The organism is Bounagaea algeriensis, from assembly GCF_054491375.1.
Genome location: NZ_CM137102.1, coordinates 1,750,669 through 1,766,579, shown reverse-complemented (window position 1 = coordinate 1,766,579; position 15,911 = coordinate 1,750,669). Strand labels below are relative to the sequence as shown.

Annotated in this window: 13 protein-coding genes and 2 riboswitches; of the genes, 4 read left to right on the top strand and 9 right to left on the bottom strand. The window is 71.0% G+C overall.

Translation table 11 applies throughout. The features are described 5' to 3' along the window. Positions 1–7 precede the first annotated feature (7 nt). Positions 8–1,504, bottom strand: a complete 1,497-nt coding sequence (locus tag ACVGV2_RS07955) for a peptide MFS transporter (protein ID WP_459165401.1) — start codon at positions 1,502–1,504, stop codon at positions 8–10. Positions 1,505–2,147: 643 nt separating this feature from the next. On the opposite strand from ACVGV2_RS07955, the gene ACVGV2_RS07950 reads away from it, so the two are divergent. From ACVGV2_RS07950 to ACVGV2_RS07940, 3 genes are all read left to right on the top strand, one after another. Continuing rightward, positions 2,148–3,488 carry a hemolysin family protein gene (locus ACVGV2_RS07950; RefSeq protein ID WP_459165400.1) on the top strand — a complete coding sequence of 447 codons (1,341 nt, stop codon included), beginning with the start codon at positions 2,148–2,150 and terminating at the stop codon, positions 3,486–3,488. Beyond that, positions 3,485–4,540, top strand: a complete 1,056-nt coding sequence (locus tag ACVGV2_RS07945) for a hemolysin family protein (protein ID WP_459165399.1) — start codon at positions 3,485–3,487, stop codon at positions 4,538–4,540. Before ACVGV2_RS07950 ends, ACVGV2_RS07945 begins: the two co-directional genes overlap by 4 nt. Positions 4,541–4,675: 135 nt before the next feature. After that, positions 4,676–5,557 (top strand): 3-methyladenine DNA glycosylase, encoded by an 882-nt coding sequence (locus ACVGV2_RS07940; RefSeq protein WP_459165398.1) that lies wholly within the window; start codon positions 4,676–4,678, stop codon positions 5,555–5,557. 172 nt (positions 5,558–5,729) lie between these two features. On the opposite strand, the gene ACVGV2_RS07935 is transcribed toward ACVGV2_RS07940, so the two are convergent. From ACVGV2_RS07935 to ACVGV2_RS07900, 8 genes are all read right to left on the bottom strand, one after another. Beyond that, the gene (locus ACVGV2_RS07935) at positions 5,730–6,002 is read right to left on the bottom strand and encodes a HesB/YadR/YfhF-family protein (RefSeq protein ID WP_459165397.1); all 273 of its coding nucleotides are present in this window, start codon (positions 6,000–6,002) and stop codon (positions 5,730–5,732) included. 164 nt (positions 6,003–6,166) lie between these two features. Continuing rightward, the gene (gcvP, locus tag ACVGV2_RS07930) at positions 6,167–9,070 is read right to left on the bottom strand and encodes an aminomethyl-transferring glycine dehydrogenase (RefSeq protein ID WP_459165396.1); all 2,904 of its coding nucleotides are present in this window, start codon (positions 9,068–9,070) and stop codon (positions 6,167–6,169) included. 63 nt (positions 9,071–9,133) lie between these two features. Beyond that, a riboswitch (glycine riboswitch) is annotated at positions 9,134–9,246 on the bottom strand. Further along, positions 9,247–9,344, bottom strand: a riboswitch (glycine riboswitch). It abuts the riboswitch before it with no gap. Between the two features lie 79 nt (positions 9,345–9,423). Continuing rightward, positions 9,424–9,939, bottom strand: a complete 516-nt coding sequence (locus tag ACVGV2_RS07925; protein ID WP_459165922.1) for a MerR family transcriptional regulator — start codon at positions 9,937–9,939, stop codon at positions 9,424–9,426. Between the two features lie 507 nt (positions 9,940–10,446). Next, positions 10,447–10,923 carry a bifunctional nuclease family protein gene (locus ACVGV2_RS07920; RefSeq protein WP_459165395.1) on the bottom strand — a complete coding sequence of 159 codons (477 nt, stop codon included), beginning with the start codon at positions 10,921–10,923 and terminating at the stop codon, positions 10,447–10,449. 321 nt (positions 10,924–11,244) lie between these two features. Beyond that, complete coding sequence (garA, locus tag ACVGV2_RS07915) at positions 11,245–11,712, bottom strand: glycogen accumulation regulator GarA (RefSeq protein ID WP_459165394.1); 468 nt, start codon at positions 11,710–11,712, stop codon at positions 11,245–11,247. A gap of 119 nt (positions 11,713–11,831) precedes the next feature. Then, the gene (gene gcvH, locus ACVGV2_RS07910; protein ID WP_459165393.1) at positions 11,832–12,215 is read right to left on the bottom strand and encodes a glycine cleavage system protein GcvH; all 384 of its coding nucleotides are present in this window, start codon (positions 12,213–12,215) and stop codon (positions 11,832–11,834) included. 155 nt (positions 12,216–12,370) lie between these two features. After that, entirely contained in the window at positions 12,371–12,970 is a 600-nt protein-coding gene (locus ACVGV2_RS07905) for a CDP-alcohol phosphatidyltransferase family protein (protein ID WP_459165921.1), read from the bottom strand. A gap of 428 nt (positions 12,971–13,398) precedes the next feature. Next, the gene (locus ACVGV2_RS07900; protein WP_459165392.1) at positions 13,399–13,644 is read right to left on the bottom strand and encodes a hypothetical protein; all 246 of its coding nucleotides are present in this window, start codon (positions 13,642–13,644) and stop codon (positions 13,399–13,401) included. Positions 13,645–14,017: 373 nt separating this feature from the next. Between ACVGV2_RS07900 and ACVGV2_RS07895 the strand changes: the two genes are divergently transcribed. Next, positions 14,018–15,904, top strand: a complete 1,887-nt coding sequence (locus ACVGV2_RS07895; protein ID WP_459165391.1) for a propionyl-CoA synthetase — start codon at positions 14,018–14,020, stop codon at positions 15,902–15,904. The last annotated feature ends 7 nt before the right edge of the window (positions 15,905–15,911 follow it).

Here is a 15,911-nt window from a genome sequence, read left to right as displayed (position 1 = left end):
GACGCGCTCAGAGCACCCCGTGCATGTAGCGCTTGATCGTCCGGGAGGCGATGAGCAGCAGCACGGCGCAGGCGACGGTGGCCGCGCCGATGAAGCCGAAGTACGCCTGCTGGTTCTCCACGGTGAAGTGGCTGACGACCTGGGCGCCCAGTCCCTGCCCCATCGCCGGGGCGAGGAAGTACAGCGCCATCGCCTGCGAGGAGAACGCCGCCGGCGCGAGCTTCGTGGTCACCGACATGCCCACCGGGGAGAGCATCAGCTCACCGATGGTCATGATCACGAAGACCGCCGCGAGCATCAGCGCGAAGTGGTCGCCGCTGCCAGCGGCGGTCTTGGACAGCACCACCCACAGGAACGCGATGCCGACGAAGGCCAGGCCACCGACGAACTTCTGCGGCGTGTTCGGCTGCCGGTCGCCCATCTTCACCCACAGCGCGGCGAACACCGGCGCCAGCACGATGATGGACAGCGCGTTGACCGACTGGAACCACGAGGCGGGGATGTGGAACAGCCCGAAGAAGCCGAGCTGGGTGTCCTCCTTGGCCAGCGTCGCCAGGGTGTTCGGCTGCTGCTCGAACAGCAGGAAGAACAGCGCCGTGGCCAAAAACAGCGGGATGTAGGCGACCATCCGCTGCCGCTCGGTGCGGGTGATCTGCTTGCTGGAGAGGATCACGGCGAAGTAGCCGATCGGCAGCACCGCGGAGAGCACGCTGATCAGGTCGACCAGCCCGTTGAGGTCGAGCACGCCGGTCGCGGCGAGGCCGCCGAGCACGGCGACGAGCAGCACGACGATGCCGACGACCCGGCCGAGCATGCGGTTGGTGCGTTCGGCCGGCAGCGGGTTGACCGGGTGCAGCCCGGAGGTGCCGAGGTTCTTGCGGGTGAGCACGTACTGGATCAGGCCGAAGGCCATGCCCACGGCGGCCGCGCCGAAGCCGGCGTGCCAGTGGACCTTCTCCCCCAGCCAGCCGCAGACGAGCGGCGCGATGAAAGCACCGATGTTGATGCCCATGTAGAAGAGGGAGAAGCCGGCGTCGCGGCGCGTGTCGTGCTCGCCGTAGAGGCCGCCGACGATGTTCGAGATGTTCGGCTTGAGCAGTCCGCTGCCGAGCACGAGCAGCAGCATGCCGAGCAGCAGGGTCGTCAGACCGCCCGGCAGCGCGAGGCAGACGTGGCCCAGCATGATGATGAAGCCACCGTGGAACACCGAGCGCTGCGAGCCGATCAGGCGGTCGGCCAGCCACCCGCCGAGGATGCCGGACATGTACACCGAGGCGCCGTAGCCGCCGACCACGGCCAGCGCCGTGGACTGCGGGATGCCGAGGCCGCCATCGGAAACGGCGGCGTACAAGTAGTAAGCGAGGATCGCCCGCATGCCGTAGTAGGAGAAGCGCTCCCACATCTCGGTGAAGAACAGCGTTTGCAGCCCGCGGGGATGCCCGAAGAATCCCCGCTGCGGCGCGTCCGCAACCGTGGTGCTCACGATCACGTCCTCTCGTGTCATCAGCGGCGGTAGCCGCCTGTCAGTTCTGCCGCCTGTCGGCTCGGTCCGGCCGCGCCCGAGCTTTTGGACTAGACCACACCGGTCGGTTCACCGCCGGCTCACGCACTCAGGCTTGGTGTGCTGCGTGCGCCGCGGCGCCCCCGGAGCGGCCCGGCCGCACCGATCAGTGATGCCCAGCGGGCACCCCGCAGTCGCGGGGAAGCCCGAGGGGATCACGCAGCGTACTTATACGGTGTGATCAATCCGATTTGTACCCCTGCACGAGTGAGAGAGCTTACTCTGCGCATCGGGCGGACTGTACGCGGCGTTCGGGCAGCCCAGGTTGCGGGGCGGCGGAGATCTCGTAACCGCCCCGTAGAGACGCACCGCAGAGACGCACCGCAGAACGCGACCGCGACGCGTTTTACGCGTCGGACTTTCCCGTTCGTGCACGCCCTATATACTGGGCTCGGACCTCTTCGCCCTTTTCCCGACCCCTCTTCCGACCCCTTGTTCCGACCCCTTGTTCCGACCCCTTATCCCGACAAGGAGTGACAACGTCAGTGCCCGAGGCACCATCCCCGGACGGGGGCAGTACCAAGCCGGGTCATAGACCCGGCGCCCCCGCGATTCCGTCCCGCGCCCTCCCGCGAGGTGGCCGGTGATGGACATTCTCATAGCGATCGGCGGCCTGCTCTTCGTCGTCGTGCTCACCCTGGGCACGGGCGCAGCAGTGGCCGCCGAGTTCTCTCTCACCTCCCTCGATCGCAGCACGGTGGACGCGAACGTCCGCCAGGTCGGCGACCGCCGATCCCGCTCCGTGCGCAAAGCGCACGAAAGCCTGTCGTTCCAGCTCTCCGGCGCCCAGGTCGCGATCACGATCACCACGTTGGCCACCGGTTACGTGGCCGAACCGCTGATCGGAGACCTCATCCGGCCGGTTGCACTGGCCGCGGGCGTGCCCGCGGCAGCAGCGGGAGCCGTGTCACTGGTGCTGGCGATCCTGCTGGCCACGGGGCTGTCGATGGTCTTCGGCGAGATGGTGCCGAAGAACATGGCCATCGCCCGCCCGCTGCGCACCGCCCGCCTGGTCTCCGCCTACCACGGCGGGTTCTCGCACCTGTTCCGCTGGCTGATCAACAGCATGAACAACAGCGCGAACTGGGTGGTGCGCCGCTTCGGCATCGAACCCCAGGAGGAACTGCGCTCGGCGCGCTCCGCCGACGAGCTCGGGGCGATCGTCCACTCCAGTGCCGAACACGGCACTCTCGACGCCGCCACCGCACAGCTGATGGACCGCTCGCTGCGCTTCGGTGACCGCACCGCGGAGGAAGTGATGACCCCGCGCGTGCGCGTGGAAGCGCTGTCCACGGATGCGAGCGTCGTCGAGCTGCTGCAGACCGCGCGCCGCACCGGCCACTCCCGCTTCCCCGTGCACAGCGGGGACCTCGACGAGGTCCACGGCGTCGTCCACGTCAAACAGGCCTTCGGCGTGCCCGCGGCTCTGCGCGCGCAGACGCGGGTGGGCTCGCTCGTGCGGCCCGTGCCGCGCGTGCCCGAGAGCCTCGACGGGGACTCGCTGCTCAACCGCCTGCGCGGCTCCGGCCTGCAGGTCGCCGTGGTCGTCGACGAGTACGGCGGCACCGCCGGCATCGTGACCCTGGAGGACGCGGTCGAGGAGATCATCGGCGACGTCCGCGACGAGCACGACAGCGGGGAAACCTCCCCGGTGCGGCGGCTCGGGGAGAACACGTGGCTCCTCTCCGGACTGCTGCGCCCCGACGAGCTCGCCGAATCGACCGGGTTCACCATGCCCGACGGGGACTACGAAACCGTCGCCGGTCTGATCCTGGCCGAACTCGGACGCATCCCGCACGTCGGTGACTCCGTGGCGATCGGTGACTGGCGCCTGACCGTGCGCCGCATGGACCGCAACCGGGTGGATCGCCTGGCGCTGACCCGAGTCAGCGCACCGGTCCCCGCGCAGGCGCAGGAGGTGCGATGAACACGGCGTCCACGATCCTGCTCGCGCTGGCGCTGCTGCTGCTCAACGCCCTGTTCGTCGGGGCGGAGTTCGCCCTGCTCTCGTCCCGGAAGGACCGGCTGGAAGCACTGCGCGACCAGGGCGTCAGCCGCGCCCGCACGGTGATCAGGGCGAGCCAGGAGGGCTCGCTGATGCTCGCCAGCGCCCAGCTCGGCATCACGCTGTGCTCGCTCGGGCTGGGGCGGCTGGGTGAGCCCGCCGTGGCCGCCCAGCTGGAAACGGTGCTCGGTCCGCTGGGGATCCCGGCGGCGGCGTTGCACGCGATCGCCTTCACCGTCGCCATGGCGCTGGTGGTCGTGCTGCACGTGCTCATCGGCGAGATGGTGCCGAAGAACCTCGCCATCGCCGATCCGGAACGGCTCGCGCTGTGGCTCGTGCCCGCGCTGGTGGGCTTCACCAAGATCGCCCGGCCGCTGATCGCGGTGCTCAACACGCTCGCCAACGGGGTGCTGCGGCTGCTTCGGATCACGCCGAAGGACGAGCTGGAAACCGCCTACACCTCGGAGGAACTGGCCGAACTGCTGGTGCAGTCCCGGCGCGAAGGCCTGCTGGAGCAGGCCGAGCACCGGCGCCTGGCCCAGACGCTGTCCTCGGTGCAGCACCACGTCAGCGACGTGGTCGTGCCGCTGGACGACGTGCGCACGCTGTCCGAGCGGCCCACCCTCGGCGAGGTCGAGCGGGCCGTGTCCGAAACGGGGTTCTCCCGCTTCCCCGTGCGCGGACCCCGCGGCCGCCCCCGCGGGTACCTGCACGTCAAGGACGTGCTGGACCAGGTCTGCAGCTCCGCGGAGACCGCCGTGCCCGTGGAGCGGATCCGGCAACTGCCGACCGTGTCGGCCGGCTCCCGGCTCAACGAGGCCCTGGCCGCGCTGCGCCGAACCGGCAGCCACCTGGGCATCGCCGTCGACGAGGCCGGCACGATCACCGGCGTCGTCGCGCTCGAGGACCTCGTCGAGGAGTACGTGGGCACCGTGCGCGACGGCACGCACGTGGCCGGTGCGGCCGCGGTCTGAGCCGCGCCGCAGGCACCGCCGGGTGCACCACCGCGAAGCAGGGGTGCACCCGGCGAGCCGCGGCCCTTCGCCGGCCCCCGCGACCGGCCGGTCCCCGGGCCCGCCGCCGCGGAGCCCCGCCTAAGCTGGAGGGCGATGCGGGTGCTGAGCGAATCCGACTGGCGCGCGCGGCAACAGGCCCACGGTCAACGCGTCGAGCAGTGGACGCGGCCGCACCGCGAACGGCGGCGCCGCGGCGAGAAGCACCCGATCTGGGACTTCCTCTGGACCTACTACTCCTACCGCCCCGCCAGGTTGGAGCGGTGGCAGCCGGGGGTCGGCATCGCGCTGGCCGGCGGTACCGAGTTCCTCCGACGCTCGGGCTTCACCGAGCTGCCCGAGGGCGTGGCCGTGGACCCGGCGGCGCTGACCACCAAACGGCTGAAAACCGTCGAATTCGTGCACGGCCTGCTGTCAGCCACGTCCGCGCGCCCGGCACGGTTGGGCTGCTTCGGCTTGCACGAGTGGGCCATGGTCTACCGCACGCGGCCCGGCGAGAAGCGGCACGCCGACTGGCCGCTGCGGCTCGGCCACACCGGTACCGACGAGCTCGTCGAATCGATGCGGATCACGTGCACGCACTTCGACGCGTTCCGGTTCTTCACCGAGCAGGCGCGTCCGCGCAACGAGTACCAACCCAGCCGCGCCGACCAAGTCGAGCTCGAACAACCGGGTTGTCTCCATGCGAACATGGATCTCTTCAAGTGGTGCTACAAGATCGACCCGTTCGTGCCGGCGGAGTTGACCGCGGACTGCTTCGATCTGGCGATGCGCGTGCGGGAGCTGGACATGCGCGCCAGCCCGTACGACTTCCGGGATCTCGGGTTCGACCCGGTGCCCATCGAGACCGCTCAGGGGCGTGCGGAGTACGTGCGGCGGCAGCAGGCCTTCGCCGAGGAGGCCGACGGACTGCGGCGGCGGCTCATCGCCACTTGCGCGGACATCCGCACGTGGGCGGAGCACAGCACCCTCGGCTGAGCCCACCCGCGTCCTGGGCCCACCCGCGTTCTGGGCCGACGCCCGCCCGCCGTGGCGCACCGGCCGCACATCGCGCCCCGGACGGGGTGCGCGGTGGCGGGCCGGTGCGGGGAGGCCGTCGGCGGCGCTGCCGGCGGCAACACGCCGCCGACGGCCGGTGACGTCAGTGGTGTCAGTCCTCGCGGACGGCCAGGCTCAGCTCACCGTTGTCGTCGCGTTCCGCGTCGAGCGTCTTGTCCGAGAGCACGGAAGCAGCGTGCTGTTCCAGGAAGACCCGGACCCCCTCCCGCTCGACCACCTGGTCCTGGGCTTCGGGCTCGTTCGCGACCGCGGCCTGCAAACCCTCGCCGCTGGCCGCGATGCGCAGCCCGGAGCCTTCCGGAGAGTCACCGCCGATCAGGACCAGCTTGATGACCTCCGCGGCACTCTCACTGATGGTGAGCATGATTCGCCCCATTCCTATCGGAGCCGTCACGTGAAGGAGCAACCGTGGCATGCTCCGCGTGCCGCACGCAAATCGTCCGCGCGGAGGAATCCGGGATCACCCGCCGGGGCGGGACGCGTGCGCGGAATCCCTGGACAACCGCCTGCACGCGCCCCGCGGGCGCGTCAGCTCTCGTAGGCCGACAGCGGCGGGCACGAGCAGACCAGGTGGCGGTCCCCCCGCGCCCCGTCGACGCGGCGCACCGCGGGCCAGACCTTGGAGGTCACGTTCGTGCCCATCGGATAGGCCGCCTCCTGCCGGGCGTAGGCGTGCGGCCAGTCACCGGCCAGCGAGGCGGCGGTGTGCGGCGCGTGCACCAGCGGGTTGTCCTCGGCGGGCCACTGACCGGCGACGACCTTGTCGATCTCGGCGCGGACCTGGATCATGGCTTCGCAGAACCGGTCGAGTTCCTCGAGGTTCTCGCTCTCGGTCGGCTCCACCATGAGCGTGCCGTTGACCGGGAAGGACATGGTCGGCGCGTGGATGCCGTAGTCGGCGAGCCGCTTGGCCACGTCTTCCACCGAGATGCCGCTGCTCTTGCTGATCTGCCGCAGGTCGAGGATGCACTCGTGGGCCACGTACCCGTCCTTGCCGGTGTAGAGCACCGGGAAGTAGTGGTCCAAGCGCCGCGCCACGTAGTTCGCCGCCGCCACCGCGGTCAGCGTGGCCCGGCGCAGCCCGTCGGCACCCATCATCCGCACGTACGCCCAGGAGATCGGCAGGATCGACGCGCTCCCCCACGGGGTTTCGCTGATCGGGCCGATTCCCGTCTCCGGGCCGGCCTGCGGCTGCAGCGGGTGGTTCGGCAGGAACGGGGCGAGGTGCTCGCGCACCCCGATCGGCCCCACGCCGGGACCGCCGCCCCCGTGCGGGATGCAGAACGTCTTGTGCAGGTTCAGGTGGGAGACGTCCGCACCGAACTCGCCCATCCGAGCCAACCCGATGAGGGCGTTGAGGTTCGCCCCGTCGACGTAGACCTGGCCGCCTGCCTCGTGGACGAGATCGCACACCTCCCGCACGGTGTCCTCGTACACGCCGTGCGTGGACGGGTAGGTGATCATGATCGCGGCGAGGTCCGCAGCGTGCTCGGCCGCGAGCTCCCGCAGGTGCTCCATCTCGATGTTGCCAGCTTCGTCGCAGCGCACGACCACCACGCGCAGACCGGCCATGGTGGCGCTGGCGGCGTTCGTGCCGTGCGCGCTGGCCGGGATCAGGCAGACGTCCCGCTGCTCCTGGCCGCGCTGCCGCTGGTAGGCGCGGATGGCCAGCAGGCCGGCGAACTCGCCCTGGCTGCCCGCGTTGGGTTGCACGCTCACCGCGTCGTAGCCGGTGATGTCGGCCAACCAACGCTGCAGGTCATCGACGATGCGCAGCATCCCCTCGGCGTCCTCCGCGGGCGCGAACGGGTGCAGACCGCCGAACTCGGGCCAGGTGACCGGCTCCATCTCGGTGGTGGCGTTGAGCTTCATCGTGCACGAGCCCAGCGGGATCATGCTGCGGTCCAGCGCGACGTCCTTGTCCGAGAGCTCCCGCAGGTAGCGCAGCAGCGAGGTCTCCGACTGGTGCCGGTGGAACACCGGATGCGTCAGGTACTCGGAGGTGCGCTCGAGCGGATGCGGCAGGGCGTCCGCCGTCTCGGCGTCCAACCGGTCGAGCTCGTCGAGACCGGTGGTGAGCCCGAACGCGGCGCACACGCTGCGCAGGTCCTGGCGGGTCGTCTTCTCGTCGCAGGCGATGCCCACGTGGTCGGCATCGGCCTTGCGCAGGTTGACACCTTCCGCGCGTGCGGCGGCCACGACCTCGTCGGCGCGGCCGGGCACGCGGGCCAGCACCGTGTCGAAGAAGGCGTCCTCGACGATCCCGATCCCGCCCTGGCGCAGGCGGGCGGCCAGCACGGACGCCATCCGGTTCACCCGGGCGGCGATGTTCCGCAGGCCCGTCGGTCCGTGGTAAACGGCGTACATGCCCGCCATGACCGCCAGCAGCACCTGCGCGGTGCAGATGTTGCTCGTGGCCTTCTCGCGGCGGATGTGCTGCTCGCGGGTCTGCAACGCCAGCCGGTAGGCCTGGTTGCCGTCCGTGTCGACGCTGACGCCGACCAGGCGCCCCGGCAACTGCCGCTCCAAGCCCTTGCGCACGGCCATGTACCCGGCGTGCGGGCCGCCGAACCCGAGCGGCACGCCGAAGCGCTGGGTGTTGCCGACGACGACGTCGGCGCCGATCTCGCCGGGAGCGCGCAGCAGCGTCAGTGCCAGCAGGTCGGCGGCGACCACGGCCATCGCCCCGCGCCGGTGGATCTCCGCGATGACGTCCTGCTGGTCCCGCACGGCGCCGGAAGCGCCCGGGTAGGCCAACAACGCGCCGAAGAACTCGCCGTCCGGCAGCCCGCTCGCGCCCTGCGACAGGTCGGCGACATCCAGCTCGATGCCGAGCGGTTCCGCACGGGTGCGCAGGATTTCCACGGTCTGCGGCAGCGTGTCGGCATCGACGACGAACCGCGGCGACTTGGCCTTGCCGCCACGCCGCACGAGGGTCATGCCCTCGGCGGCCGCGGTGGACTCGTCCAGCATGGAGGCGTTGGAGACCGGCACCCCGGTCAGGTCCGAGACCATCGTCTGGAAGTTCAGCAGGGCTTCCAGCCGTCCCTGCGATATCTCCGGCTGGTAGGCGGTGTAGGCCGTGTACCAGGCGGGGTTCTCCAGCACGTTGCGCAGGATCACCCCGGGGGTGATCGTGTCGTAGTAGCCGAGCCCGATCATCTGGGTGCGCGAGGTGCAGCGCTGCGCGAGACCGCGCAGCTCCTCGAGCGCCTGCGGTTCCGTGGCCGGTTCCGGCAGCTCGAGCTGCAGGTCCTGTTCATGGATTCCGCCGGGCACGGCTTTGTTGGCCAGTTCCTCGAGGGAACCGACCCCCACCACGTCGAGCATCCGGGCGAGTTCCGCCGGCGTCGGTCCGACGTGTCGATCGGCGAACGGGGTCCCGTGCTCCAACGCGGCGAGCGGAATGCGGTCGTGGGTCACGTCGGTCATCGCCCAACCTCAATCTTCGCGGCGAACAAGGGGGCGGCAACACCAGCGTGCTGCCGACTCTCCCCCTCTGTCACTGTCCGCTGCGCGAACGCCTGAGAGCTTCGCCCGGCGCTCCGGCCGGACTTGCACCGTCGGCGGGGTGCGCCGCCGTCGCCGCACCCTCTTTCCAGAGGCATCTCGCCCGCGCGGTCCAGTGGCCTGAGAGGTTGATGGGGAGATTTGCTCCTTCGGCGCCGACTCGATCGCTCGAGCCGAACTCTCCCGCACGGGGTCGGTGATAGTGCGTAGCGTACCCGATCAGGCGCTCGTGCCCGAGGGGCTGTCGGCTGACGCACACCTGCTTGACGTCAAGCTCACCCGGTGCGCCGGTCCCGCCGCCTGCGGGAGAGTTCGTCCTCCTCGACCGGTTCGATCAGCGCGCCATCGGCACGTTCGGCGGGGAACTCGTGGATCGTGCCGGTGATCTCGCGCATCGCCCCGCTGACGGCGATGCCGAAGACGCCCTGCCCGCCCTGCAGCAGGTCGACGACCTCTTCCGGGGACGTGCACTCGTAGACGGTGGTTCCGTCGCTGAACAGCGTGAGCCCCGCCAGGTCGCGCACTCCCCTGCTGCGCAGGTGGTCCACGGCCAGCCGGATGTTGTGCAGCGACACTCCCGTGTCCAGCAGCCGCTTGACCACCTTGAGCACGAGGATGTCCTTGAACGAGTAGAGGCGCTGCGATCCCGAGCCGGTGGCACTGCGGATCGACGGCCCCACCAGCTTCGTCCGCGCCCAGTAGTCCAATTGGCGGTACGTGATGCCCGCGATCTGGCAGGCCGCCGCTCCCCGGTACCCGACGAGCTCGTCGGAGACCGAGTCCGCCGGCAGCGTCTCGCCGGCCCGGTGCGCGGACGGCTCGGCCGCACCGCCCCCGTCGACCGCCGGGGGCGCACCGGTCGCAGCGATCCCAGTGGACGGCGCATCCGGCGACTCGTCCCCTCCCCCTGCGGAACCCCGCTCGGGCGCTTGCTCGACCACGCCTGCCTCCCCTCGTCCGGCACGCTGCCGACGAATCCGGTCCGGTGCGTTCGGCGAATCGGCTCCCGCCCACCATCCTGGTGACCCCGCGACTGCCAGCGAAAACGGCACCGGAGCGATTCGCGCAATTCGACAGTAGGCCCCCGGGTGAGGGCGGTCAACGCGACGCGCGGGCCGCGCCGAAGAAGATCAACAACGGGTGGACGTCCCCGCCCGCCTCGAGTCCTCCCGGCCCGCTCCCCGGCGCGCACGAGGACCCGCCGCGCACGACAGCCCCGGCGCACGACGACCGCGCACGACAACGGGGCCCTCGACCGTGCCGAGGGCCCCGTCGCGCCGCAACCAGTTCCGCGCGGTTCACGTGTCCGCGCCGCGGAAGTCCTCCGGCGAAACCGAATCCAGGAACTCGCGGAACTTCTCCACTTCGTCTTCCTGCTCGTCCGGGATGATCAGACCGGCCTCATCCAGGACCGTCTCATCGGCGTGGATGGAGACCCCGGCGCGCAGGGCCAGAGCCACCGAATCGCTCGGCCGCGCCGACACCCGCACGTCCCCGTCGAAGACGAGTTCGGCGAAGAACGTCCCCTCCTGCAGGTCCGTGATCCGGATCTGCTCGACCTCACGCCCCAGGGCGCCGATCACGTCCTTGAGCAGATCGTGCGTCAGCGGACGCGCCGGCCGCACACCCTGCTGCTCCAGCGCGATGGCGGTCGCCTCCACCGAGCCGATCCAAATCGGCAGGTACCGCTCACCCTCCGTCTCCCGCAGCAACAGGATCGGCTGGTTGGCCGGTAGTTCCACGCGCACGCCGACGACGCGCATCTCGCTGCTCATCGTCACATCGCCTCCTCCAGCGCGCCGAAGCGTGATATCCCGTCGAGGATCGCGCACCGACGCTTCCGACGCTACCCGCGATACGGCGGACGCGCCCAGCTGTCCGTCATCCACCGCGCCCGCCCCGACGGTAGACGCGGATCAGCCGCAGCGCCCACCTCTCGGCGGACAGCCGCGGTTTCCGGGGCCGACGGCAGCACCGTCGACCCGCACCGCCGCGCGACCGGGCTCCGCTGCGAACGCCGACCGCGCCGCGCCGCTGCGCGGCGACCCCGCATCGGACGTCCGTCTGTGCCGCCCCGCGCGCAGGCCCGCTGCCGCTCAGCGCGCGTTCTGGCCCCCGTCGGCGGGCCCCGTCAGGAACACCAGCCGGAACTTGCCGACCTGCACCTCGTCACCGTTGGCCAGCACCGACGTGTCCACCGGTTCCCGGTTGACGTAGGTGCCGTTGAGGCTGCCCACGTCGACGACGACGAAGTCGTTTCCCTCGCGCCGGAACTCGGCGTGCCGGCGGGACACCGTGACGTCGTCGAGGAAGATGTCGCTGTCCGGGTGCCGTCCCGCGCTGGTGGTCTCCCGATCCAGCAGGAACCGCGAACCCGCGTTCGGACCGCGCTTCACCACCAGCAGCGCCGACCCGGCCGGCAGCGCGTCGACCCCCGACCCCGCGGACTCGGCCTGAGGGGCGCTCTCGGTGCCGTCCTGCTCCGAGAGGAAGGGCTTGAAGACCGAGGTGGTCTCCGGTGACTGCTCCGGTGGGACGTCACCGGAGCCGCTGTTCTGGCTCACCTGAGCTCTCCTCTACGCGGATAGATCGTGCCAACGAGATTCCAACGTACCGCGCCCGCACCAGCTCCAGTACGTGGGACTCCCGGTGTTCGCCTTGATCAACGCGCGGGGCGGCGCGATCATTCCTGCTCGATCAACCGCTGGTAGGCCTCGGCATCCAGCAGCCCGTCCCACTCGGCGGCGTCCGCCAGGCGCAGCTCAACGATCCAGCCCTGTTCGAAGGGGTCGCTGTTGACCAGCTCGGGTTGGTCCTGCAGCGCCTCGTTGCGGGCGGTGACGACCCCGCTGACCGGGGCGTAGAGGTCCGACACGCTCTTGGTCGACTCGACCTCGCCCATCGTCCCGCCGGCTTCGACGCCCTCGTCCACGTCCGGCGCCTGCACGAACACGACGTCACCGAGTTGCTGCTGCGCGTACTCGGTGATGCCCACGCGCACGGTGTCCGCGCCGGTGCGGCGCACCCACTCGTGCTCCTGGGTGTACCTGATCTCCTCCGAGGCCACTGGTCCGCCTTCCTGCTCGGGATCGCTGTCCAGCCCGGCACCGGCCGGAATCCCAGATCATCCGGCGGCGGGCAGCGTATTGCGCGCCGGTGCAGCCCCGCAACACGGTGCAGTTGCGTCGGCGCGGCCGCGCCGGCGCCGTCGCACATCATGCGTCACCCGCGCACAGCGCGCGCGGCCTGGCGCACCGCGGCGACCACCTGCCCCAGGTAGAGCACACCGGCCCAGAAGTACAGCACTCCGCCCCAGCAGGTCAGCGCGTACGCGATGGGCCGCAGCACCTCGCTGGCCGCGAAGTCCCCCTGCACCAGCAACAGCATCGGGAAGGCGTACATCAGGCAGAACGTGGCCGCCTTGCCCAGGTAGTGCACATCCGGCGGCTGGAATCCGCAGAAGCGCAGCACCGGAACGCACAGCGCCAGCACCACGTCCCGCCCGACGAGCACTGCGGCGATCCACCAGGGGACGATGTCGCGCAGCACGAAGGCGACCAGGGTCGCGACGATGTAGAGCCGGTCCGCCACCGGGTCGAGGACTTCACCGAGACGGCTGTACTGCCCGAGCCACCGCGCGAGCTTCCCGTCGAGCCAGTCGGTGATGCCGCTGGCGATGAGGACGAGCAGTGCCAGCAGATCCGCCTGCGGGCCGAGCAGCAGCCACAGGAACAGCGGCACTCCGCCCAGGCGGATCGCGCTGAGCAGGTTCGGCACGGTGAACCACGGGTCGTGCCAGAGGCCGACGGCGACCTCGCGCATCCGTTCGATGCCGGGTTCGATCGGCACGCCCTCGTCGGAGGCAGCGCTGGCGCCGTCCGCCCGGTCACCGGAGCCGGTGGAACCGTTCGTCGATCCCTCCGGTTGCTCAGCAGGCTCTCGCGCGGTGCCGTTCGTGGTGCTGTCCGCGTCGTGCACCACGTGCCTCCCCCTGTGTCGCGCCGCCGCCGGTACCGAGCACGCCGGTACGACGTCTGCCCCGATGAGGATCGCACATGCGGCCCGCCACCCCGGCGCGGGACCGAGGTGCCCAGTGCGACCGCGAGGGGAATGGACCGCCGTGCGCATCGGCCCCGCCGATGCGCAGCCCCGGCCGCGCCATCCCGCACCACGCCGCCCGGGATCCGTGCGGCCGGGTTCGATGCGGCCGGGTTCGATGCGGTCGGATCAGCGGGACCGAATCAGCGCCGTCAGGCCGCGCGGGCCCGCTGCACGGTGAACCCGCGGCGCCGCAGGTCGGCATCGGTGAGGAAGCACGGCCGACCGCGGTCGTCGACACCCGCCCAACGGGCTCCGCTCAGCCTCTCGAGCACGTAGGCGTGCCCGTGGCTCCACACCACGCTGTACAGCGCAGTGGGTAGGTCGTCGGCGACCCCGCTCTCGTCGACCTCGCTCCCGTGGCTCCCGGAGGCGTCGCGGGCTCCGTCACCTGTCATTGCGGAAACCTCCCGTCCGTACTCACCGGCGAAAGTCGCGGCGCCGAGACCGCACTCCCGTGCGGTGCCGGCCTGTCGCGGAACACCCGCGGGCATCCCACCGCCGATTGTGCGGAGTCCGCCGCCGCGTGTCGCGCCACCGACACGCCCAGTCGCCGTGCGGTCACTGCGCGTCGCCGAACGCGATCACGGCGCCGCTCACGCGAGCGCCGGGCCGAACAGCCGCGCCGAACGGCCGACCGGAGCCCCGCCACCGGCACTGCCGGTGGCGGACGTGGTGGCGCCCCGGCGGACAGGCCGACACCCCTGGCATTACCCGCAGGTGTGCGGTAGGACACGGGCATCCGTTCCCACCGTCCCGCGGAGGTTGTCGATGGCGGGTTATGCCGATCTGCACCGTGAAAGCCTGCACGCCCCCGAACTCTTCTGGCTGCGCGCGGCCCGGGCGATCGACTGGGACGCCGCGCCGACGCGGGCGCTCGACGACGAGAACCCGCCGTTCTACCGCTGGTTCCCCGACGGGCGGATGAACACCTGCTTCAACGCCGTCGACCGGCACGTCCGCGACGGCCGCGGCGACCAGCCCGCGGTGGTGTGGGATTCGCCGGTCACCGCGGCGTCGGAGACCTGGACCTACCGCGAGCTGCTCGACCGGGTCGCGCGGTGCGCGGGCGCGCTGCGCGAGCGGGGAGTGGGCCACGGCGACCGCGTCGTGCTCTACCTGCCGATGATCCCCGAGGCGATCGTGGCGATGCTCGCCTGCGCGCGGATCGGGGCGGTGCACTCGGTGGTCTTCGGCGGGTTCGCCCCGGACGAGCTGGCCGCGCGCATCGAGGACGCGCAGCCGAAAGTGATCATCGCCGGTTCGTGCGGGATCGAACCGCAGCGGGTGGTGCCGTACAAACCCATCGTGGACGAGGCGCTGAGCCGGACGACGCACCAGCCGGACCGCGTGCTGCTCGTGCAGCGCCCGCAGTGCCCGGCCGATCCGGGGCCGCGCGAGCTGGACTGGGAGGAGGCCCTGCGGCAGGCCGAACCGGCCGAGTGCGTTCCGGTGGCGGCCACCGACCCGCTGTACGTGCTGCACACCTCGGGCACCACGGGCCGGCCGAAGGGCATGGTCCGGGACAACGGCGGGCACGCGGTGGCGCTGGTCTGGTCGCTGCCGAACGTCTACGACATCCATCCCGGCGACGTGTTCTGGACTGCTTCCGACGTGGGGTGGGTCGTGGGCCACTCCTACATCGTCTACGCGCCGCTGCTGGTCGGGGCGACCACGGTGCTCTACGAGGGCAAGCCGGTGGGGACCCCGGACGCGGGCGCGTTCTGGCGAGTCATCGCCGACCACGGCGTGCAGGTGCTGTTCACCGCGCCGACGGCGTTCCGGGCGATCCGCAAGGCGGACCCGGACGCCGAACTGATCCGGAACTACGACCTGTCCAGTCTGCGCAGCCTCTTCCTCGCCGGTGAACGCCTCGACCCGGAGACGTACCACTGGGCCTGCGAGAAGGTGCGCGTGCCGGTGGTCGACCACTGGTGGCAGACCGAGACGGGCTGGCCGATCTGCGCCAACCCGCGCGGGCTCGAACCGATGCCGATCAAGGCCGGATCGCCCACGGTCCCGCTGCCGGGCTACGACGTGCGGGTGCTCGACGAGTCCGGTGCGGAGGTGCCCGCGGGCACCGAGGGGGCGCTGTGCCTGCGGCTGCCGCTGCCACCGGGCACGGCACCGACGCTGTGGGGCGATGACGAGCGCTTCCGCGCGTCGTACCTGGCGAGCTATCCGGGCTACTACGCCACGGGCGACGGCGGCTACATCGACGAGGACGGCTACGTCTTCGTCCTCGGCCGCACCGACGACGTGATCAACACGGCCGGCCACCGACTCTCACCCGGGGCGATGGAGGCCGTGCTGGCCGAGCACCCGGCGGTGGCCGAGTCCGCGGTGATCGGGGTGCACGACCCGCTCAAGGGACAGGTGCCCTACGGGTTCGTGGTGCTCAAAGCCGGGGCCGCGGCCCCGGCGGAGACGGTCGCCGCGGAGTTGGCGGAGAGCGTGCGCAACCGGATCGGCGCGATCGCCACCCCGCGCGGGGTGGCCGTCGTGGACGCGCTGCCGAAGACCCGCTCGGGCAAGATCCTGCGCAAGTCGATGCGGGAGATCGCCGACACCGGGCAGGCGGCGGTGCCGTCGACGATCGAGGATCCCGAGGTGCTGCAGGCGCTGCGACCTGCGCTGCGTGCCGCCCAGCAGACCTGAGGCCCCG